The 21,654-nt window shown below is 54.1% G+C and carries 20 protein-coding genes and 1 pseudogene; 5 read left to right on the top strand and 16 right to left on the bottom strand.

Translation table 11 applies throughout. The annotated features are described in order from the left end of the window. Positions 1-6: 6 nt before the first annotated feature. The 10 genes from pcaF to paaA all read right to left on the bottom strand — a co-directional run bounded on the left by pcaF (position 7) and on the right by paaA (position 8,336). Entirely contained in the window at positions 7-1,215 is a 1,209-nt protein-coding gene (gene pcaF / locus WBL83_RS11330) for a 3-oxoadipyl-CoA thiolase (RefSeq protein WP_424589236.1), read from the bottom strand. Then, on the bottom strand, positions 1,212-1,652 hold the full coding sequence (gene paaI / locus WBL83_RS11325; protein ID WP_424589235.1) for a hydroxyphenylacetyl-CoA thioesterase PaaI: 441 nt from the start codon (positions 1,650-1,652) through the stop codon (positions 1,212-1,214). The genes pcaF and paaI overlap by 4 nt, the downstream gene beginning before the upstream one ends. Continuing rightward, positions 1,642-3,126, bottom strand: a complete 1,485-nt coding sequence (gene paaH, locus WBL83_RS11320; RefSeq protein ID WP_424589234.1) for a 3-hydroxyacyl-CoA dehydrogenase PaaH — start codon at positions 3,124-3,126, stop codon at positions 1,642-1,644. Before paaH ends, paaI begins: the two co-directional genes overlap by 11 nt. After that, positions 3,126-3,911, bottom strand: coding sequence for a 2-(1,2-epoxy-1,2-dihydrophenyl)acetyl-CoA isomerase PaaG (gene paaG, locus WBL83_RS11315; RefSeq protein ID WP_424589233.1), 786 nt, complete (start codon positions 3,909-3,911; stop codon positions 3,126-3,128). Before paaG ends, paaH begins: the two co-directional genes overlap by 1 nt. A 2-nt stretch (positions 3,912-3,913) precedes the next feature. After that, positions 3,914-4,681 carry a 2,3-dehydroadipyl-CoA hydratase PaaF gene (paaF, locus tag WBL83_RS11310; RefSeq protein ID WP_424589232.1) on the bottom strand — a complete coding sequence of 256 codons (768 nt, stop codon included), beginning with the start codon at positions 4,679-4,681 and terminating at the stop codon, positions 3,914-3,916. Further along, on the bottom strand, positions 4,681-5,748 hold the full coding sequence (gene paaE / locus WBL83_RS11305) for a 1,2-phenylacetyl-CoA epoxidase subunit PaaE (protein ID WP_424589231.1): 1,068 nt from the start codon (positions 5,746-5,748) through the stop codon (positions 4,681-4,683). Before paaE ends, paaF begins: the two co-directional genes overlap by 1 nt. A 7-nt stretch (positions 5,749-5,755) precedes the next feature. Then, a complete protein-coding gene (gene paaD / locus WBL83_RS11300; protein ID WP_424589230.1) occupies positions 5,756-6,256 on the bottom strand; it encodes a 1,2-phenylacetyl-CoA epoxidase subunit PaaD in 501 nt (166 codons plus the stop codon). A gap of 10 nt (positions 6,257-6,266) precedes the next feature. Next, entirely contained in the window at positions 6,267-7,022 is a 756-nt protein-coding gene (gene paaC / locus WBL83_RS11295) for a 1,2-phenylacetyl-CoA epoxidase subunit PaaC (protein ID WP_424589229.1), read from the bottom strand. Positions 7,023-7,030: 8 nt separating this feature from the next. Next, positions 7,031-7,318 carry a 1,2-phenylacetyl-CoA epoxidase subunit PaaB gene (gene paaB, locus WBL83_RS11290; RefSeq protein ID WP_424589228.1) on the bottom strand — a complete coding sequence of 96 codons (288 nt, stop codon included), beginning with the start codon at positions 7,316-7,318 and terminating at the stop codon, positions 7,031-7,033. A 100-nt stretch (positions 7,319-7,418) separates the two neighbouring features. Next, positions 7,419-8,336, bottom strand: a complete 918-nt coding sequence (gene paaA / locus WBL83_RS11285; RefSeq protein WP_424589227.1) for a 1,2-phenylacetyl-CoA epoxidase subunit PaaA — start codon at positions 8,334-8,336, stop codon at positions 7,419-7,421. Positions 8,337-8,622: 286 nt separating this feature from the next. On the opposite strand from paaA, the gene paaZ reads away from it, so the two are divergent. Together paaZ and tynA are read left to right on the top strand one after the other, a co-directional pair. Then, entirely contained in the window at positions 8,623-10,653 is a 2,031-nt protein-coding gene (gene paaZ / locus WBL83_RS11280) for a phenylacetic acid degradation bifunctional protein PaaZ (protein WP_424589226.1), read from the top strand. Between the two features lie 262 nt (positions 10,654-10,915). Further along, complete coding sequence (gene tynA / locus WBL83_RS11275; protein WP_424589225.1) at positions 10,916-13,177, top strand: primary-amine oxidase; 2,262 nt, start codon at positions 10,916-10,918, stop codon at positions 13,175-13,177. Positions 13,178-13,227: 50 nt separating this feature from the next. Here tynA and WBL83_RS11270 read toward each other — a convergent pair whose 3' ends face one another. Further along, positions 13,228-14,142, bottom strand: coding sequence for a LysR family transcriptional regulator (locus WBL83_RS11270; RefSeq protein ID WP_424589224.1), 915 nt, complete (start codon positions 14,140-14,142; stop codon positions 13,228-13,230). Positions 14,143-14,357: 215 nt separating this feature from the next. On the opposite strand from WBL83_RS11270, the gene WBL83_RS11265 reads away from it, so the two are divergent. The 3 genes from WBL83_RS11265 (at position 14,358) to WBL83_RS11255 (ending at position 17,504) form a co-directional block, all read left to right on the top strand. Beyond that, a complete protein-coding gene (locus WBL83_RS11265; RefSeq protein ID WP_424589223.1) occupies positions 14,358-15,278 on the top strand; it encodes a DMT family transporter in 921 nt (306 codons plus the stop codon). A gap of 332 nt (positions 15,279-15,610) precedes the next feature. Beyond that, positions 15,611-16,822, top strand: a complete 1,212-nt coding sequence (tyrP, locus tag WBL83_RS11260; RefSeq protein WP_424589222.1) for a tyrosine transporter TyrP — start codon at positions 15,611-15,613, stop codon at positions 16,820-16,822. 103 nt (positions 16,823-16,925) lie between these two features. Next, the gene (locus WBL83_RS11255; RefSeq protein ID WP_424589221.1) at positions 16,926-17,504 is read left to right on the top strand and encodes a TetR/AcrR family transcriptional regulator; all 579 of its coding nucleotides are present in this window, start codon (positions 16,926-16,928) and stop codon (positions 17,502-17,504) included. Between the two features lie 11 nt (positions 17,505-17,515). Here the strand turns inward: WBL83_RS11255 and WBL83_RS11250 are convergent, their stop codons facing one another. The 5 genes and pseudogenes from WBL83_RS11250 to WBL83_RS11230 all read right to left on the bottom strand — a co-directional run. Beyond that, complete coding sequence (locus WBL83_RS11250) at positions 17,516-18,412, bottom strand: transporter substrate-binding domain-containing protein (RefSeq protein WP_424589220.1); 897 nt, start codon at positions 18,410-18,412, stop codon at positions 17,516-17,518. A 9-nt stretch (positions 18,413-18,421) separates the two neighbouring features. Next, positions 18,422-19,210 (bottom strand): amino acid ABC transporter ATP-binding protein, encoded by a 789-nt coding sequence (locus WBL83_RS11245; protein ID WP_424589219.1) that lies wholly within the window; start codon positions 19,208-19,210, stop codon positions 18,422-18,424. Next, positions 19,194-20,147 carry an amino acid ABC transporter permease gene (locus WBL83_RS11240; RefSeq protein ID WP_424589218.1) on the bottom strand — a complete coding sequence of 318 codons (954 nt, stop codon included), beginning with the start codon at positions 20,145-20,147 and terminating at the stop codon, positions 19,194-19,196. The genes WBL83_RS11245 and WBL83_RS11240 overlap by 17 nt, the downstream gene beginning before the upstream one ends. A 9-nt stretch (positions 20,148-20,156) precedes the next feature. After that, positions 20,157-20,666, bottom strand: a complete 510-nt coding sequence (locus tag WBL83_RS11235; protein ID WP_424589217.1) for a GNAT family N-acetyltransferase — start codon at positions 20,664-20,666, stop codon at positions 20,157-20,159. A 10-nt stretch (positions 20,667-20,676) separates the two neighbouring features. Further along, positions 20,677-21,626 (bottom strand): annotated as a pseudogene (locus WBL83_RS11230) (ABC transporter substrate-binding protein); the annotation flags it as partial. Positions 21,627-21,654 lie beyond the last annotated feature (28 nt).

Raw genomic sequence — 21,654 nt, 5'->3', positions numbered from 1 at the left:
GGTTGATTAGCTCACACGCTCAAGGATCAGGGCAATGCCCTGGCCAACACCGATACACATCGTACAAAGGGCGTAACGTCCCTTGCGACGATGTAGTTCGTGGCTGGCGGCAAGCGCCAGTCGGGCTCCACTCATGCCCAATGGATGGCCTAAAGCAATCGCGCCGCCGTTGGGATTAACCTGTGGGGCGTCGTCAGGCAGCCCCAGTTGTCGTAACACTCCCAGCGCCTGCGCGGCGAAGGCCTCATTGAGTTCGATGACATCCATATCGTTGATAGACAATCCGGCCAGCTCTAACACCTTGCGGGTGGCGGGTACCGGTCCGAGTCCCATCAGGCGCGGTTCGACACCTGCGGTCGCCATCGCCACAATGCGGGTGCGTGGTGTTAAACCGTGACGGTGGGCAGCGGCTTCACTTGCAATAATCAGCGCTGCGGCACCATCGTTAACACCAGAAGCATTGCCTGCGGTGATCGCTCCATTTTTGCGAAACGGGGCTTTCAGTCCATTGAGTTGTTGCAAAGTTGTTTCAGGACGAGGGTGTTCATCTTCGCGAATTTCCGTCACTGTCCCTTTCTTGCCTTTCAACACTACCGGTACGATTTCCTGCGCCAGCACGCCTTTTTTCAGTGCCTGTTCTGCGCGTTGCTGACTGCGCCACGCGAAAGCATCTTGATCTTCACGGCTGATGTTTAACAACTCCGCTACATTCTCTGCCGTTTCGGGCATGCTGTCAGTACCAAAGTGTTCAGCCATGAGCGGGTTCACAAAACGCCAGCCGATAGTGGTATCAAACATCTCAGCCTGACGCTGGAAAGGCGTACTGGCCTTACCCATCACGAAGGGCGCACGGGACATCGACTCCACGCCACCGGCAATCATGAGCTGCGCGTCACCGGCTTTAATGGCTCGCGCTGCCATACCTAATGCGTCAAGACCCGAACCACACAGGCGGTTAATGGTGGTGCCAGAAATCGTCTGCGGCAGTCCCGCTAATAGCGTCGCCATGCGTGCCACGTTACGGTTATCTTCACCCGCCTGATTAGCACAGCCGAGCAGCACATCGTCCACCGAGTTCCAGTCCAGATTCGGATAGCGTGCCATCAGCTCTTTAAGCGGAATGGCCGCCAGATCGTCAGCCCGCACCGAAGAAAGTGCGCCGCCGTAACGGCCAATGGGCGTTCTGACACCGTCACAGATAAATGCGTCGTTCATAGTTTGGCTCCGGAAATACTTTCGTTGGATACAGTCGTGCCAATGCGGTGCGAACGCCCACGAAACAGGGCTACGGTTTTCTCATGTTGATTAATAATTTCAATGTCATACACACCGGTCAGCCGCCCCTGAGTGCGCACCTGAGCAATCGCGGTGAGCGTGTCGCCAGCAAGCCCAGGGCGGACAAAATCGATGCTGCAACCGGATGCTACCGCCGCCAGCCCCTGGCTATTACAGGCGTAAGCAAATGCGGTATCCGCAAGCGTAAACAATTGTCCACCGTGGCAGGTCTGGTGGCCGTTGAGCATCGCTTCAGTAATGGTCATCGTCAGGCGTGCAAAACCCTCACCCATCTCCTGAATGTCAATGCCCATCTGCTTTGCGCAGTTGTCGCGGGCGTACATTTCCCGGGCGTTGGCCCATGCATTAATGCTCATGTTGAGTCTCCAGCAGCGTGCGTTGACGCAGCAGCGAAGTCGGGCGATAGCGCTCCTCGCCGTAATGTTGTTGTAGATTTTCCAGCAGGCGCAGCACGTGCTGCCAGCCGAGTTCCGCCCCCCACGCCAGCGGGCCGTGGGGATAATTCACCCCCAGACGCATGGCGGTATCGATGTCCTGCTCGCTTGCCACCCCTTTTTGCAGCGCGTCCGACGCCTCATTGGCTAACATCGCCACCGTGCGCCACACCAACATGCCAGGGTAGTCACTTATCATCAGCACCTGTTTGCCTTGCTGCTGGAAGAAGCGAATCGCTTTGGCGGTCTGTTCTGGCGTATTGCCTGCGGCAGGCGCGAGTACCACTAATGGCGAGCGCTGCCAGTCGTTCACCAGATCCATTAACACCACCGGACGTTGCAGGCGTTTTGCCAGTTGCGTCGCGGTTTCGCCTTGCGTCACCTGCACCCAGACTTCATCGAGTTCGAGAGATGAATCCGTGACACTGTCACCTGAATCGGTGTTATTCAGCCATGCAGCGCGGCCGTGGCGTTGAATATGAGCCGCTCCCGCACTGGCAGGTTGCGCTGCTTCGTATGGCAAGGATTCTTTCAGCGGCCAGCTATACACGCCCTGCCCGGTTTTCTTGCCAAGACGTTTGCCCAGCACCAGTTCCTGTTGAATCAGCGACGGCAAAAAACGGCGCTCCTGCCAAAAACCGTTAAACACCGAACAGGTGACAGCAAAGTTAACGTCCTGGCCAATCAGATCGGTCAGCGCCAGCGGCCCCATCGGGAAGCCACCGCAGTCGCGCAGTGCCGCATCAATCACGCCTGCCGCTGCAACCTGTTCTTCCAGTGCCCGCCACGCTTCAGCATAAAAAGGACGCGCCACGCGGTTAACGATAAATCCAGGTGTGGAGTGGCAACGCACCGGCTGTTTCCCCCAACGCATCGCAAGATGGGTCAGGCTTTCCAGTACGGCAGGCGTGGTTTCCAGCCCGCTCACCACTTCCACCAGTTTCATCACCGGAGCCGGATTAAAGAAATGCAGCCCCGCCACGCGCTGTGGATATTCAACGCCGCTGGCAATTGCGGTAATGGAAATTGACGAGGTATTACTGGCGAAAATGGTTTCTGGTGCGCAAACCTCAGCAAGTTCGCGGAAAATCGCCTGTTTGATATCGATTTGCTCGGCGGCAGCTTCAATCACCAGTGCCGCATCAGCGAGTTCACTGATATTTTGCGCCGCCAGTAAACGATTAACGGTAGCCGTTTTGTCGCTTTCAGACAGCTTGCCCTTCGCAACCCTGGCGCTCAGTGCCGTGGCGATACCGTCGATGGCACGTGCTGCCGCACCCGGCTGAATGTCATAAATTCTGACCTGATGCCCCGCTTGTGCGGCAACCTGCGCAATACCCGCGCCCATGGTTCCGCTGCCAATCACGGCGATAAGTGAATGTGGCGTCAGCATCATCATTTCCCCTTAAACACCGGCGGGCGTTTTGCGAGGAATGCCGCAACCCCTTCACGATAATCGTCGCTTCTCCCTGCCAGGCGCTGACAATCGCGCTCCAGATCGAGCTGATCCTCGAGGGTATTGTTTTCCGAGGCATACAACGCTTTTTTCACCAGGCCGAGGCCAAACGTCGGTTGGCTGGCAAAATGGGTCGCGAGTCGTCGGGCGGTATCGCTTAATGCCTCGTCATCAACCACTTGCCAGATCATGCCCCACTGCAACGCCTGTTCTGCGCTGAGTTTATCGCCCATCAACGCCAGCCCCATGGCGCGAGCGCGTCCCGCCAGTCGCGGCAGATACCAGGTCCCGCCGCAGTCCGGAACCAGACCAAGCTTGCTGAAAGACATCATAAAATTCGCAGAACGCGCCGCGATGACCACGTCGCATCCGAGAGCCAGCGTCGCACCTGCACCGGCGGCTACGCCATTAACCGCGGCAATCACCGGTTTTGGCAGTTTCGCCAGGCGCTTAACCAGCGGGTTATAGAAGTTTTCTACTGACGCGCCTAAATCCGGTGCCGCACCCGTCGGGTCGACGTTACGGTCGTTTAAGTCCTGCCCGGCACAAAATGCGCGTCCTGCGCCGGTAATCAGCAGGCTGCGGATGGTGTCATCCCGCTCGGCCTGAGTCAGCACTTCGGCAAGCTGGCGGTGCATTTCGTCGTTAAAGCTGTTCAGGCGTTCAGGGCGATTAAGTGTTAGCGTCATCACGCCGTTTTGCACATCGCTAAGAATGAAATTCATGGTTATCGTCCTTTAAACGCAGCGGGTCGTTTTTCGAGGAATGCGGCAATGCCTTCCTGCCTGTCTTCGGTTGCAGCCAGCAGCGTGAAAAGTAGACGCTCTTGCTGTAAACCCTGAGTAAGCGAAACTTCGTGTGCCTGGCGCAGCGCGGTTTTCGCGGCTTGTAACGCCAGTGGCGCATGTTGCGCAATGCGTGCCGCCATTTTCTGGCAGTACTCCAGCGTTAGCGCCGACGGGCAGACTTCGGCAACCAGCCCCGCCTGCTGCGCATGACTCGCGCCGATCGCTTCGCCGGTCAACACCATGCGGTAAGCCAGTGCTTTGCCAACGCTGCGAATCAAACGCTGCGTGCCGCCCGCACCTGGCATGATGCCGAGGGTGATTTCCGGTAAACCGAAACTGGCGTTATCCCCCGCCAGCACGATGTCGCAGAGCATTGCCAGCTCGCAGCCCGCACCCAGTGCATAACCGTTCACCGCGCCAAGCAAAGGCTTTGGGAAACGCTCGATACGAGCCCACAGCTGCGGGCGTGGATCGTTTAAAGTGGCGGGCATATCGCGGCTGGCCATCTCTTTAAGGTCGGCTCCGGCGGCGAAATACCGTGCGCTACCGGTGATGACGACCGCGCCAATGCTGTCATCTTGTTGTGCCTGTTCCAGCGCCTGAGCAAGTTGCTCCAGTAACGCGTTGTTTAAGGCGTTGCGCGCTTGCGGACGATTTAACGTCAGCGTCAGCACACGCTTTTTTTGGCAACTTAAGAGTTCGTTCATCACAGGCCCTGCGCGTCAAAGTCGAGAACCACGTCGTCACCTTTTGGCAGCGCCTGGCAACTCAGGATGTAACCCGCCGCCAGCTGGTCTGGCTCGAGGCTGTAATTCACACCCATCTCCACTTCGCCGCTCACCACTTTGCAACGGCACGTCGCGCATACGCCGCCTTTACAGGCGTAAGGCAGATCCGCGCCCTGGCGCAAGGCTGCGTCGAGGATGCTTTCGTCGTGGGAGTCGAGAATAATTTTGCGCGCGCGCCCGTCCTGGCGCAGCGTCACCACTTTCCCGGCCGCCTGTTCGCGGCTGGCGCGGCTCGGTGCTGTTCCCGGTGTGTTGAAGTGTTCGATGAAGATGTTTTCTGCCGCTACGCCCAGCTCAAGCAGCGCCGCCCCGGTCTCCTGCATCATGCTCTGCGGGCCACAAATGAAGGTGCGATCAAAGCCTTTTATATCCAGCAGATGATCACCCAGCGCTTTGACTTTCGCGCCGTCGAGACGTCCACTGAGCAGTTCGCTTTCCTGGACCTCCTGGCTAAACAGGTAGATAAGCTGCAAACGCTGCGGATAGCGGTCTTTCAGGTCGGCCAGCGCCTGGCGGAACATCATGCTGCGGGTGCTGCGGTTACCGTAAACCAGCGTCACGCGGCTGTTGGCTTCGGTAGCAAGAGTGGCGCTGACGATCGCGAGCATTGGCGTGATGCCGGAGCCGACCGCCAGTGCCAGATAGTTGCCGGTGGTTTCAGGCTGCGGCTGGTAACCAAATGTCCCCTGCGGGATCATCACGTCCATCGCGATCCCTGCTACCAGATCGGTGACGGCGTATTGCGAAAAACGCCCGCCATCGATAGCTTTTACCGCCACGCAAATTTCACCCGGATGTTCGGCACGGCAAATGGAGTAGCAGCGGCGTAACTCTTCCCCGCCCAGACGCGTTTTCAGGGTCAAATGCTGACCGGGTTTGAATGCGTAATGTGTCTGCAAATCGGCAGGCACTTCAAAAGTGATGGCAACCGCGTCAGGAGTTTCCTGCTCAATGCGCGCCACCTTTAGCGAATGGAACGTGGTCATGGCAACCTCAAATACATTTAAAGTAATCAAAGGGTTCACGGCAGCTATCGCAGCGATATAACGCTTTGCAGGCCGTGGAACCGAATTCGCTAATCAGCGAGGTGTGGACACTGCCGCAGCGCGGGCAACTGACATCCACGGCTTCTGATGTGGCGTGGCAAGCGTGTCCTTGCGGCGGGCTGATGCCGTATTCCCGCAGACGGGTTTTGGCAGCAGGTGTCATCCAGTCAGTGGTCCACGCCGGGTACAGCATCTGTTCGATGTGTACCGGATGCAGGTCGGCCTGCGCCATCGCTTCGCGAATCGCCTTAAGCAGAAACTCGGTGGCCGGACAGCCCGAATAGGTCGGCGTGAAACCGATGTGCCAGCCGTCAGCACGATGGTGAACACTGCGCACCATGCCGAGATCGGTGATAGTCAGCACCGGGATTTCCGGGTCACTGATTTGCCCGAGCAGGCGCCAGACCTCACGGGTTTGCGCTGGTTCAACCACATCGAGAGTTTGCATCTTTACCTCACTACCATTGCTGATTGGGGTACGCACGTTGCAGGTACTGCATCTCTGCCAGGAGCGGGCCGAGATGCTCGGTATGCAGCCCCTGTTTGCCGCCAGTGCGGTACTGCGCTTCCTGCGGTTTGACGAGTGATGCTTCAAGCAGTCCGCCGAAGACTTCCGATTCCCAGACCGCACGCAGCGTACGTGGATCGACGGCAATACCTTGCTGCGCGAGGCTGATTTCCAGCTCGTCGGCTTCAAACATTTCGCCGCTAAAACGCCACAGTTTGTTCAGTGAGTGCTGCATTTTTTGCCGGGAGAACTCGGTCCCGTTCCCGAGGCGAACCAACCAGCCACGGCTGAATCGCAGGTGGTAACGCACCTCTTTAATGGCTTTCGCGGCAATCGCTGCCAGTTGTGCATCGCGGCTGGTCGCCAGGCGTTCAAAGAGCACCACATGCCACGCATCCAGCAGATACTGGCGCATCAGGGTGTCGGCAAAATCGCCGTTCGGCTGCTCGGCCAGTAACACATTGCGGTACTGACGTTCGTCGCGGCCAAAAGCCAGTTTGTCTTCATCCAGCTCTTCGCCCTGAAGTTCAGCGGCGTAGGTGAGGAAATTGCGCGCCTGGCCGAGTAAATCCAGCCCGATGTTGGCCAGCGCGAGGTCAATCTCCAGCTCCGGCGCATGTCCACACCAGGACGTTAAGCGCTGGGCCAGCACCAGGCAGGTGTCGCCAAGGCGCAAGGTGTAGGTGGTTAATGGGGAATAAGTCATGTCACGCCTCACATGTGCTCGATGCCATCAGGGATGGTGTAGAACGTTGGGTGGCGATAGATTTTGCTTTCCGCCGGATCAAAAAACGCACCGCGCTCGGAGGGTTGTGAGGCGACGATTTCGCTCGCTTTCACCACCCAGATTGAGCAACCTTCGGATCGGCGGGTGTAGGCATCGCGGGCGTTTTCCAGCGCCATTTGTTCATCCGCAGCGTGCAAGCTACCAACGTGGCGGTGGGACAATCCCTGTTTGCTGCGAATAAACACTTCATATAACGGCCAGTGAACCTTGCTCATGTGTTTTTCCTTTAGATCGGGCGTAAATGTCGGATGACGCTGCGCTTATCCGACCTACGGTTATACGGTTTTGATTTTGTAGGGGGGATAAGCGTTATCGTCATCCACCAATTTTTGCGGCATACGCCAGGGCGGCTTCCCGCACCCATGTCCCCTCTTCCCAGGCTTTACGCTTGGCGGCCAACCGCTCTTCGTTACACAAGCCACGCCCGGCGATCACTTCATTAAATTCGTGCCAGTCAATTTCGCTGAATTCGTAATGTCCGGTGGCGTCATTCCAGTGCAGACCTTCGTCCGGCACTGTCATACCGAGCATTTCAACTTGCGGAACGGTGTTGTCGACAAAGCGCTGGCGCAGTTCGTCATTGCCAAATCGTTTGATTTTCCAGGCAAGGCTTTGCGCGCTATTCGGGGAATTGTCATCGTTCGGGCCAAACATCATCAGTGCAGGCCACCAGAAACGGTTGATGGCGTCCTGCAACATCTGACGCTGCTCGTCGCTCCCTGCGGCAAGAACCATGCAGGCCTCAAAACCCTGACGCTGATGGAAGCTCTCTTCTTTGCAGATTTTCACCATCGCACGGGCATATGGGCCGTAAGAGGTGCGGCACAGCGCCACCTGGTTAACAATCGCCGCGCCATCAACCAGCCAGCCGATAACGCCAATATCCGCCCAGTTCAGCGTGGGATAATTGAAAATGGAGGAGTACTTCATCTTGCCATCGAGCATCTTCTGGTAGATGTCTTCGCGAGCGCAGCCCAGCGTTTCTGCCGCGCTATACAGATACAGCCCGTGTCCGGCTTCGTCCTGCACCTTGGCGAGCAAAATGGCTTTGCGTTTCAGGCTTGGGGCGCGGGTCAGCCAGTTGCCTTCCGGCAGCATGCCAACAATCTCGGAATGGGCATGTTGACCAATCTGGCGGATCAGCGTTTTGCGGTATTCGTCGGGCATCCAGTCCTGCGGTTCAATCGCTATTTCCTGTGCGATTCGCTCATCAAAGCGGTGTTGTTCAGTCACGTCATCACCTTTTATGATTCAAAAAAGATTCGATTAATGCGTTTATTCGAATCACTTAATGATTAAAAGTTACAGATAAGTTAACCAAAACAGCAAAATTAACACGTACGCTTTGTGAGCATTATCACGATAAATTTTGATAAATTGTTTTTATTCATACAGATAAGAAAACAACGTAAAACATGCGTAATCACATTGTTAATATATTATTAAATTACACCTTGCTTTTTATGATTCACAAATCAAACATTGATGCAATTAAACGTAATGCTTAACGAGGTGTGAGATGCAACAGTTAACAAGTTATCTGTCTGGTCAGTGGGTGATGGGGCATGGCAAAGAACGTTCGATAAATCATGCAATTAGCGGCGAAGCGCTCTACCAGGTCACCAGCGAAGGGCTGGATATGGCACGCGCCCGCCGTTACGCCATCGACCACGGTGGCGCTGCTTTACGCGAAATGACCTTTGTACAACGCGCTTCGATGATTAAAGCCGTCGCAAAACATCTGCTGGCAAACAAAGAGTCGTTCTACGCCATTTCTTATGAAACAGGTGCCACACGCGCCGATAGCTGGGTGGATATCGAAGGCGGTATCGGCACCCTGTTCGCTTATGCGGGCATGGGGAACCGCGAGTTACCGGATGATGTGTTGTGGCCTGAAGACGAAATGATCCCGCTGTCTAAACAAGGCGGTTTTGCCGCTCGCCATGTGCTGACCTCAAAATCTGGCGTGGCATTGCACATCAACGCGTTTAACTTCCCCTGCTGGGGAATGCTGGAAAAACTGGCTCCGACGTGGCTTGCGGGTGTGCCTGCGATCATTAAGCCAGGAACCGCCAGCGCCCAGTTGACGCAGGCGATGGTGAAATCAATTGTGGATTCAGGGCTGGTGCCGGATGGCGCAATCAACCTGATATGCGGCGGCGTGGCGAACCTGTTTGATTTGCTCGACGAGCAGGATGTGGTGACGTTTACCGGCTCTGCCAGCACCGGGCAGAAGTTACGTTGTCACCCTAACATTGTCGCCCGTTCGGTACCGTTTACCATGGAAGCCGACTCCCTGAACTGTTGCGTACTGGGCGAAGATGTCACGCCAGAACAGCCTGAGTTTGCGCTGTTTATCCGTGAAGTGGTGCGCGAAATGACGGCAAAGGCCGGGCAAAAATGTACCGCTATACGTCGCATCATCGTTCCGCAGGCGCAGCTGGAAAACGTCACTCAGGCGTTGCAGGCAAAACTCGCCAAAATCCAGCCTGGCGATCCGGCTCAGGAAGGCGTGAAAATGGGCGCGTTGGTCAGCCTTGAACAACGTGATGATGTGCAGAGCAAAGTGCAGCAGCTGATTAATGCGGGCTGCAAAGTGTTAGTGGGCGGCGAAGCCGATACGTCTCGCGCCGGGGCTTTTTTCCCACCAACCTTGTTGCTATGCCAGCAACCCGATGAAACCCCTGCGGTTCACGAACTGGAAGCGTTTGGCCCGGTTGCCACCGTGATGCCTTATCAAAATGCGCAACACGCGATGACTCTTGCGCGTGCAGGCCAGGGTAGCCTTGCGGGAACACTGGTCACGGCAAATGGCGATATTGCACGCCAGTTTGTTCTGGGTGCTGCCCGGGCGCATGGACGTATCCAGGTGCTCAATCAGGAATCATCGGTGGAATCGACCGGCCATGGTTCACCGCTGCCGATGTTAGTGCATGGCGGCCCAGGGCGTGCGGGCGGTGGTGAAGAGCTTGGCGGCCTGCGCGCGGTGAAACATTACCTGCAGCGCACGGCGATTCAGGGCAGCCCGTCCATGCTTGCGGCGGTGAGTAAGCAGTGGAGTTATGGCGCGGCAGTGAAAGAAGATGCGGTTCACCCTTTCCGTAAACACTTCGACGATTTACAGATCGGTGAAAGCTTGCTGACAGCGCGTCGTACCATCACCGAAGCGGATATCGTGAATTTTGCTAACCTCAGTGGCGATCATTTCTACGCTCACGTCGACAAAATCGGGGCTGCAGAGTCGTTCTTTGGTGAGCGTGTGGCGCACGGTTACTTTGTGGTTTCTGCCGCCGCCGGGTTGTTTGTTGATCCGGGTGTCGGTCCGGTTATCGCCAATTACGGCATGGAAAATCTGCGTTTTATCGAGCCGGTAAAAATCGGCGATACCTTGCAGGTGCGTCTGACCTGTAAGCGCAAAACCGCAAAGCCGCAGAAAACCGCAGAAGATAAGCCGGTGGGCGTGGTGGAGTGGGCGGTGGAAGTGCTTAACCAGGAGAGTCAGTCCGTCGCGTTGTATTCGATTTTGACGTTAGTGGCGCGCAGGAGTTAACCCTTTTTGTCGGATGACGCTAATTTGGCAATGCCCAATCTTTTGTAGGGTGGATAAGCGTAGCGTCATCCACCGCTAATTTGGCAATGCCCAATCTTTTGTAGGGTGGATAAGCGCAGCGTCATCCACCGCTAATTTGGCAAGGCCAACAAAACAGTTGGCAAGCAGCACAATATATCTTGTCGCAGAAGTTGTTATGTTGAATTCATGCCTGTTTAAAAACACACAACAATAAAATACATCCGCCAAGAGTGAGAATTTCATGAATTTAACAACCGGAAAGAAAGCCCTGGCTTTAGCCATCGCACTCCTGACATCTTCAGGTGCCCTCGCCCACGGCGGCGAAGCGCATATGGTGCCGATGGAAAAAACACTGACGGAGTTTGGTGCAGATATTCAGTGGGATGACTATGCGCAAATGTTCACCATCGTTAAAGACGGTGCGTTTGTGAAGGTAAAACCCAATACCAAATCGGCGATGGTGAATGGAAAAACATTACAGCTACAAGTGCCGATTATCTTCAAAAATAAGACCGCATATATTTCTGAAGATTTTATTAACGAAGTTTTCCAGTCTGGCCTCGATCAAACTTTCGCCGTCGAGAAAAAGCCGCATCCACTTAATTCATTAACCGCCGACGAAATATCAAAAGCCGTCTCGATTATTCAGGCGGCACCGGAATATAAAAGCGGGACCCGCTTTACTGAAATATCTCTGCACGAACCGCCAAAAGATCAGGTCTGGCAGTTTGTGATGAGCGGCCAGGAAGTTACGGCTCCGCGCCAGGCGGATGTGATTATGCTCGACGGTATTCATATCGTTGAAGGTGTGGTGGATTTGAGTGCCGGAAAAGTGGTGTCCTGGACGCCGATTGAAGGCGCACACGGCATGGTGTTGATTGATGATTTCGTCAGCGTGCAGAATATTATCAACGCCAGCAAAGAGTACGCTGACGCACTGAAAAAACATGGCATCGACGATCCCACCAAAGTGGTGACCACCCCGCTGACGGTGGGTTTCTTCGATGGTAAAGATGGCCTGGAACAGAACCAGCGCCTGCTGAAAGTGGTGAGTTATCTGAATACCGGCGATGGCAACTACTGGGCGCATCCGATTGAAAACCTGGTGGCGGTGGTCGATCTTGAGCAGAAGAAAATCATCAAGATTGAAGAAGGCCAGGTGATCCCGGTCCCGATGAATCCTCGTCCTTTTGATGGTCGTGACCGCGTAGCACCGGAAATTAAACCGCTAGAAATCATTGAGCCTGAAGGCAAAAACTACACCATTACTGGCGATACCATTCACTGGCAGAACTGGGATTTCCACCTGCGCCTGAACTCCCGGGTTGGGCCGATTATTTCGACCGTGACCTTTAATGACAACGGCAATAAACGCAAAGTGATGTACGAAGGGTCGCTGGGCGGGATGATTGTCCCGTATGGCGATCCGGACGTTGGCTGGTATTTCAAAGCTTATCTGGATGCGGGCGATTACGGCATGGGTACGCTGACCTCCCCGCTGGCTCGTGGCAAAGATGCGCCGACCAACGCGGTGATGCTTGATGAAACTATCGCAGATTACACTGGCAAACCGACCACCATCCCACGCGCCGTGGCGGTATTTGAACGCTACGCCGGGCCTGAATATAAACATCAGGAGATGGGACAGCCGAATATCAGTACCGAACGTCGCGAACTGGTAGTGCGTTGGATAAGTACCGTCGGTAACTATGATTACATCTTTGACTGGGTATTCCATCAGAACGGCACTATCGGCATCGATGCGGGCGCAACCGGTATTGAAGCGGTGAAAGGCGTGAAAGCCAAAACCATGCATGATGAAACAGCCAAAGACGATACTAAATACGGCACGTTGATCGACCACAATATTGTTGGCACCACGCACCAACACATCTACAACTTCCGCCTCGATATGGATGTGGATGGCGAAAACAACAAACTGGTGGCGCTTGACCCGGAAGTGAAACCGAACACCGCGGGCGGCCCACGTACCAGTACCATGCAAATCAACCAGCACGATATTAGTACCGAGCAGGAAGCGGCACAGAAGTTTGACCCGGGCACGATTCGTTTAATCAGTAACACCAGTAAAGAAAACAAAATGGGTAATCCGGTTTCGTACCAAATCATCCCGTATGCAGGTGGCACACATCCGGTGGCGACCGGCGCGAAGTTCGCCCCGGACGAGTGGATTTATCACCGTCTGAGCTTCATGGATAAACAGTTGTGGGTGACGCGTTACAACCCGGAAGAACGTTATCCGGAAGGCAAATACCCGAACCGTTCGGCCCATGACACCGGCCTTGGTCAGTACAGCAAAGATAATCAGTCGCTGGATAACCAGGATGATGTGGTGTGGATGACCACCGGTACCACCCACGTGGCGCGCGCGGAAGAGTGGCCAATCATGCCGACCGAATGGGTGCACACGCTGCTGAAACCGTGGAACTTCTTTGACGAGACTCCGACGCTGAATCTGGCTGGCAAAAAAGAAGCTAAGTAAACCGCTATAGATGGCGTCCGGCCTGATGCATCTTCACAAGCCTGGCGCCATCACCCATCTTCCCCTAATCGGGTGATCACTCTGCGCAGGTAGTTCAACACAGTCGCGGTTGGCTCACGCAATGGTGAATCAGCAAGCGTCACCGCCCCAACATCCATATAGGTCGTGCTATCGGCAATACTGCGGCGCATCACGCGCAAGCCTTCGAGCGACCAGGGCCGGTAAACCAAATCCGATAAAATCGTTACCCCTTTGCCTTTGGCCACCAGGCTGCGCACGGTTTCAAACGACGTGGTGGTAAAGCTGATATTTGGGCTACCGCCCCGCGAGCGCCAGTGCTCCATAATCACATCGGGATATTCGTCCGTATCCAGCAATAAGAACGGCAGGCTTTCGATATCGGCGAGATGAATCACCGGCAGGTTTAATAACGGATGCCCTTGAGCCGCCCACAGACGGCGCGGCGAACGGATAAAAATTTCGGATTGCAGCGCGCTGTCCTGGGCGATATTCGAGGTTAACAGCAGCGAGAAATCAATTTCTTTACGCTTGAGTGACTCGGTTAAGACTTGCGGATTCGCCTCAATAAAGTTGACCGTCATTAACGGGAAATGCTGCTCCACCTCCAGAATTATCGCCGGTAATAAATAGGCCGAAAGCGTTTTGGCGATGCCAACATTTACCGTGCCTTTTTCCAGCTGTGGCTGATACAGCAAATCGTCTATCGCCAACTGGCTGTCATTTATAATCTTGCGCGCGTAATGCAGGAAACGTTCTCCGGCTGCGGTGAGCTGGATCCCTTTCGGCTGGCGGATAAATAGCTGGTTGTTAAGCGACGTTTCGAGATTGCGCATGGCAACCGTCATCGATGACTGCGAAATATTGCAGTGCGATGCTGCTTTAGATATCTGTTGCGTCTGTGCTAAAGCGATGAAAAATTCCAGTTGCCGCAATGTGAATCTCATAGTTTTAAACTATACCTCGCCACCAAAAAGATGAATTAGATTTCCATTCCCCGCCATTCTATCATGTTAAACCTCAATGAAGAGATTCGCTTATTTACTGATATTAAACAGATATTGATTTAATCACGCCATCGAACAGCATTTTATATTTCGCACAGGCCACATACATTGAATCGATACCTCGCGGTATATCACCGTTTTTTAGGAACACAATCATGCCATATTTACTCTTGAGTCTGGCCGCCTGCTTCTGGGGTGGGAACTATGTCGTTGGGCATATATTAGTGGCGCAAGTTGACCCCATCGTGTTATCCGAAGCGCGCTGGTTGCTGACCGCCCTGCTGTTATTGGGACTCTATTTCCGCCAGGTCAAAGCGCAATGGCAAGCGATGAAAGCGGCAAAATACACGGTGTTTTTCCTCGCCTTATGCGGTCAGGTTTTGTTTCCGGTGACGCTGTATATCGGCCTGCAATACACCTCTTCGTTGAATGCGGCGATCTATTTATCCACCACGCCCGCGCTGGTGTTGCTGATTAATAAATCTATTTTCAAAGAGACCATTTCACGGCGCAATATCGCGGGCGTTGTTTTGAGTTCGCTGGGCGTGGTCTATCTGGTGATGCAAGGCGATCTATTGCATCTGAATACGCTGAAAAACCTCAATCGTGGCGATGTCTGGACAATGGGATCCGCCATTAGCTGGGCTTTGTATTGCGCGTTTTTGCGCCTGAAACCGAAACAGGTTGGCGGCAATTCGTTTGTGGCGGTCAGCGCGGCGATTGGTGCGCTGGTCCTGCTGCCGGTGTTGTCGTTGTATTCGGTAGCCCATTTACCTACAGAAATGAAAGCGTACTTTAATTCGGGCTTTATGTTGGGACTGGCCTACCTGGTCATCTTCCCGTCGTGGCTTTCCTATTTGCTGTGGAACAAAGGTATTCAGGCGATTGGTGCAACGCGGGGGGAAGTCTATTCGCACTTGATCCCGCTTAGCGGTGGTGTGTTTAGCGTACTGTTCCTTAATGTTCCGCTACATAGCTTCCATCTGGTGAGCGCGTTGTTTATCGCGATGGGGATTGCCCTTTGTTCGATGGCACCGAAGCGGAAGTCTTTCGCTCTGGATTCATGCAGTCGGTAAATAACTAAAGTCGGTGCGGTTTGTCGGATGACGCTACGCTTATCCGACCTGGGAAATACGAAAGGCGTTTAATAGTTTGTCGGATGACGCTGCGCTTATCCGACCTGGGAAATACGAAATACGAAATACGAAAGGCGTTTTATATTTTGTAGGGTGGATAAGCGCAAGCGTCATCCACCGTTATTTCCCACCTTTCACAAAATCAATACCGCGCCAACAAAACCGTAAACAAATAAATACACCTCTTGTAATCCACATTTGACGGACTCACTACAATCCCTTAACCTGCGCGGCACAATGTCGTTATTACAAGCGTAAATTCAGAGGGAAGCGTGAAGAATCGCACTCTTGGCAGTATCTTTATCGTCGCAGGAACCACAATTGGCGCAGGAATGTTGGCTATGCCGCTGGCATCCGCCGGGGTGGGTTTTGGCGTCACGTTGCTTTTGTTGGTCGGCCTTTGGGGGCTGATGTGCTACACCGCGCTGCTGCTGGTGGAAGTTTATCAACACGTTTCCGCCGATACCGGCCTTGGCACCCTCGCCCGCCGATATCTTGGCAAGCCGGGGCAATGGCTCACGGGCTTTAGCATGTTATTCCTGATGTACGCGTTAACCGCGGCGTATATCAGCGGTGCAGGGGAACTGCTGGCAGCGAGTCTTAGCCAATGGTTCTCCACCGATATCTCTGTCACCAGCGGTGTCTTGCTGTTCACTATTGTTGCCGGTGGCATCGTTTGTATCGGCACCCATATGGTGGATATGTTCAACCGGGTGTTGTTCAGCGCCAAAGTCGTGATGTTAGTGGTGATGTTGGGATTGATGATGCCGCATATCCATCACACCAATCTGCTGACGTTGCCCTTAGAAAAAGGCCTCGCGCTTTCTGCCATTCCGGTGATTTTCACCTCATTTGGTTTCCATGGCAGTGTGCCAAGCATTGTCAGCTATCTGGACGGGAATCTGCGTAAGCTGCGTTGGGTGTTTATCATCGGCAGTGCCATCCCGTTAGTGGCCTATATTTTCTGGCAAGTGGCGACGCTGGGTGCGATAGATTCCGGCGTATTTAGCGGGCTGCTGGCCAATCATTCCGGTCTGAATGGCTTGTTGCAGGCAGTTCGTGAAGTGGTGGCGTCGCCGCATGTGGAACTGGCCGTTCATCTGTTTGCCGACCTGGCGCTAGCGACCTCATTCTTAGGAGTGTCGTTGGGGTTGTTTGATTACCTGAGCGATTTGTTTAACCGCAACCGTAAAGCGTCTGGCCGCATGCAAACCGGGCTGATGACCTTTGTGCCACCGCTGGTCTTCGCCCTGTTCTATCCGCAAGGTTTTGTGATGGCACTGGGTTATGCCGGTGTCGCACTGGCGATCCTGGCGCTGATCATCCCTTCGCTGTTGGTGTGGAAAAGTCGCCAGGTGCAGACGGATACCGTTTACCGCGTCGCGGGTGGCAAACCGCTGCTGATTTTAGTTTTCGCCTGCGGGATTGCCGTGATAGTTATCCAGGCATTGATCGCCACCAGCGTGTTGCCGGATGTGGGTTAACTCGCAGGCCATGACTTTATCGCCTTATACCCAAAATAATTCGAGTTGCAGGGTATAGGTTGTTAATCTTGAGCGTCTGCTCAGCATCAACGAAGGTACTGTGATGAAAGAAAAAGCTTCAGTTTTAAAAGAGAATATTCTTGATGCCGCGATAGTCTTGTTCGCCGAAAAAGGGGTGGAAAAAGTCACGACCCGCGAGCTAACCGAGCAAGTGGGTATCGCGCGAAGCCATATTTATCACTACTTTCCTGACTGGCAGACGCTCTGCATTGAGGCGTTTTCACGCTTTATGTATGCAGAACTGGAAACGTTTACTCAAAAGACGCGCGCCGTGGCGCCAGAACTTGGGTTGACTCTTTTTATCGAAGATTATTTGCCCGATCGCGCCGACGCGGTGTGGGAGTTGTACAGTTCGCTGTGGCGTCTTGCGGTGCATAACAAGGTGTATGCGGATTTTGCCCTCGCGCTGACGGAGAAATGGGATGCGTTGCTGGCAAGCATTATTGAGGCGGGTATTCAGAGCGGTGTGTTTCGCCAGACCGATGTCGGGCGCGTTACCCGCCAGCTCGGATCGTTGCTGAACGGGTATTCTGATCAACTGATTATCGACAGCGCACCACTCGCACGCATGCAGGCGTTAGACGATATTCATGGGTTTATCAGCCAGGTTCTGCTGGCTTAAGCGATATGGTGCTACGGATAAGTAATCCCCGGAGGATTCACTTCAGACGTAGCCACTTCTTCGCCCTTTTCTCCCCATCTATCCAACACTTGCTGGTATTCACCGCGTTTCACCGCGCCATCGAGTGCCGCTTGCAGCGCATACACCAGACCATTCCCTTTTTTGGTGGTGGTAGCAACATAGGCCTTTTTCGGCCCTAACCCGACAACCCGCGTGGTACCAGTCAGTGCGGCTTTATAAGCGGCCACACTTTGCGGGCCGAAAGTGGCATCCGCACGACCCGCCTGAATATACAAATTACCGGAAGCGTCATCCGTCAGATAAATGGGTTGAGCCGCTTTGCGTCCTTCACGTTCATTTATTTCATTCCAGCCCAACAGGATTTTTTCCTGATTCGTTCCAGAACCTAAAATGATGCGTAAACCTGCAACGTCTGCTGGGCTATTAATTTTTTGAATCGCACTGTCTGATTTAACCGAAAACGCCAGTGAATCAACGCGGTAAGTCGCAAAATCGAATTTGGTTTTACGCTGTTCGGTCACCGCAATATTCACCAGTGCCACATCGTAGCGCCCGGAGGTGATCCCCAGTGGCCAGTCTTCCCAGGCGGTCGGCACCAGCTTGAGTTTCAGCCCTAAACTGTCCGCCAGCAGACGCGCAATATCCGGATCGCTACCGATCCTTGTGCGGTTATCACTCGCCAGCATCGCCAGTGGCGGTGAGTTAAGGGCAGAAATTGCGACCGTCAGCGTACCCGGCTCAACAAACTTATAACCCTGCGGAATTTTACCGATCGCTACCGGGTCTTTTGCGGTATGGATCGGTTGTTCATTCGCTTTGAGATCAAGGCTTCCCTGTGCATAAAGCGAGGTGCTCATCATCAATAGCGCCAGTGGGACAAATTTCATGCCTGCTCCTTAAAGAACCTTTGATAAAAACTGACGCGTTCGTGAATGTTGCGGATGGTTAAGCACCTCGTCGCTGCTGCCTTGCTCAACAATCTTACCGTCCACCATAAACACCACGTTATCCGCGACTTCCCGGGCAAAACCGATTTCGTGGGTCACCACCACCAGCGTGGTACCGGAACGGGCTAATTTCTTAATCACGTCCAGCACTTCCCCCACCAGCTCAGGATCGAGTGCGGAAGTCGGTTCATCAAACAGCATCACGCGAGGACGCAACGCCAGTGCGCGAGCAATGGCAATACGCTGCTGCTGCCCGCCGGAAAGATGTCGTGACCAGGCATCCGCTTTATTGCGCAGCCCGACAACATCCAGCAGTTCATAGGCCCGCTCAATGGCATCCTTACGACTGAGCTGTTTATGAGCAATTGGCGCTTCAATCAGGTTTTCCAGCACCGTGAGATGCGGAAACAGATTAAAGTTCTGGAACACATAGCCAACGTTGACGCGCTGACGCAGGATCTCCTTCTCCTTGAGTTCATAGAGTTTGTCCCCCGCCTGGCGATAGCCAATGTAATCACCGTCAATCTGGATAAAACCTTCATCGACCCGCTCCAGATGATTAATCGCGCGCAGCAAGGTGGATTTTCCGGAGCCCGACGGCCCCAGAATCACCGTTACCGAACCGGGTTCGAGCTCAAGCGAGATGTTATCCAGCGCTTTATGGCGGCCAAAATATTTGCTGACACCGGTAATCGAAATATGCCCCGTTTGCGCAGCGGGATTATGGGCCAGGTGCATGAGCGGCCTCCTGAGTTTGTAATGCGGGCTGACGAGAAGAGAGATGACGTGCAGGACTTTGTTGATTAATCGCCGAACGTCTTTCACTGCGTGCCAGCCAGCGTTCAACCAGATGCTGAATAAGCGACAGGACGCTTGTGATAACCAGATACCAGACTGCGCCGACCATCAGTAATGGGATCACTTCCTGGGTGCGGTTGTAGATCATCTGAATGGTGTAGAACAGCTCCGGCATCGCCAGCACGTAAACCATCGCCGTCCCTTTCGCGAGGCTAATGATCTCGTTGAAACCGGACGGTAAAATGGTCCGCAACGCTTGTGGCAGGATAATGCGCACGGTACGGCGCCAGGACGGTAAACCTAAGGCCGCCGCTGCTTCATATTGCCCGTGATCGACACCCAAAAAGCCGCCGCGAATAATCTCTGCGGTATACGCGCTTTGCACCAGCGTCAGCCCCACAACAGCGGTAGAAAACTGCCCGAGCACATTAATGGTCTGGTAGCTTCCCCAGCTAATCTGCGTAAACGGGATACCCACTGAGAGCGTGTCGTAGAGATACGAGAAGTTATAGAGGATGATCAGCACCACAATCAGCGGCAGTGAACGGAATAGCCAGATGTAACCCCACGCCAGACTATTGAGCAGCCACGAGGACGATAATCTCGCCAGCGCCAGCAAGCCGCCAAATATTACGCTCAGCACTGTGCCAATCAGGGTCAGCAGTAAGGTTTGCGCCAGCCCTTCGAGGATCACCGGGTCGAAGAACCAGCGGGCAAACACGCTCCATTCCCAGCGCGGGTTAAACGCTACCGACTGAACAACAATCGCCAGCACAAACAGTGCGACGAAGGCACCGAGCGTGCGCAGCGGATAACGCGCCGGAACGACTTTAATGGTGGAAGGGACGTTGGATGGTGTATTTGATGAAGTCGTCATCATGATTCCTCAGGCCGATTTGCTCAGACGAGCCAATGCCAGCTCTTTGGTGAAGCGCAGACGCCCATCGAACGGTGCAACGCTGTACTCTTCTCGATCACGGTAAATATCAAATTGCGGTTGATAATCGAGGCTTAAATAGAGCTTCACCGCTTCTGGCTGACGAAAACCAGTGGTCAGATAGAGGTGACGGTAACCGGCGTATTGCGCGCGGCTTTCCAGTTCACGCATCACGCGCTGAGCCAGTCCCTGTTGGCGCAACTCGGGATGCGTCCAGATGCGTTTGACTTCGGCGGTCTGTTCATCAAAGGGTTTATAGGCACCCGTGGCGATGATTTCCCCGTCACGCTCCAGCACAATAAACAGCCCTTGTGGCGGCAGATACCATTCAGTTAGCTCCACTTCGGCGTCACGGGAAAAGTAGTCCCCATAACGCGCTTCATATTCACCAAACAGGCCGCTGATAATCGGCTGAAGCTCGGGAGCTTCCGGTGAAACGTCTCGGAATTGTTCTGTCATGTGAAGCTCCTTAATCGCCAAGACCCGCTGGGTTAATTTCGGACGCCGGGATTTGCTCGACACCTTCCCCCCAACGATTGAGGACTTTGTTGTAGTCGCCGTTCTTGATGACGCCATTGAGTGCCGTTTGTACCGGCTCAACCAGGCCACTGTCTTTTTTCAGTGTCACCGCGATGTGCGCCGCTTTCGGCCAACCGCCATCTACAACGCCGACTAACTGGGTTTTCTGCGTCAATGCGGCTTTCCAGGCACCCGTGACATTCGGGCCAAAGAAGGCATCAGCACGTCCCGACTGCAATGCGAGGGTTTGTGCGGCATCGTCTTTGGTGTAAACCGGGGTGAATGGTTTAAGCCCTTTCTTCAGGTTCTCTTCGTTCCATGCCAGCAGGATAGATTCCTGGTTGGTTCCCGAGCCGACGATAATGCGCAACCCGGCGATGTCTTCCGCTTTCTCAATTTTCTTAATTGCGCTGTCGGATTTCACGTAGAAACCGAGGGAGTCTTTACGGTAGGTGGCAAAGTCGAATTTCTGTTTGCGATCTTTGGTGACGGTAATGTTGCTGATGGCTGCGTCGTATTTGCCAGAAGTCACGCCCAGTGGCCAGTCTTCCCATGAAGTGGGTACCACGTTGAGCTCAAGACCGAGGCTGTCCGCTACCAGACGTGCGATATCCACCTCGCTGCCGAGCAGCGTTTTGTTATCTTCCGCAAACACGGTTAATGGCGGTGAATTGAGAGCTGCAACCGCGACGGTGAATTTACCGGGAACGGCAAAGCGATAATCTTTGGGTAGTTTTGCAACCGCCGCCGGATTGACCGCGGTGTTAATCGGCGCTTTGTTGGCTTCGAGGCTGACGCCGGTGCCGTTAATGGTGACGTCTTGTGCGAAGGTTTGTGCCGACGACAGTGCCAGAGCGACAGCAAGAATTAGCGATGTTTTGTTCATAACAGGTTCTCTTTATTATTTTGATGTTTTTGTCGGATGACG

The organism is Buttiauxella sp., from assembly GCF_049686335.1.
In the GTDB taxonomy this organism is placed as follows: Bacteria; Pseudomonadota; Gammaproteobacteria; order Enterobacterales; family Enterobacteriaceae; genus Buttiauxella.
The sequence above is the reverse complement of the archived record's forward strand: the minus strand, read 5'-3'. Positions and strand labels throughout refer to the sequence as shown.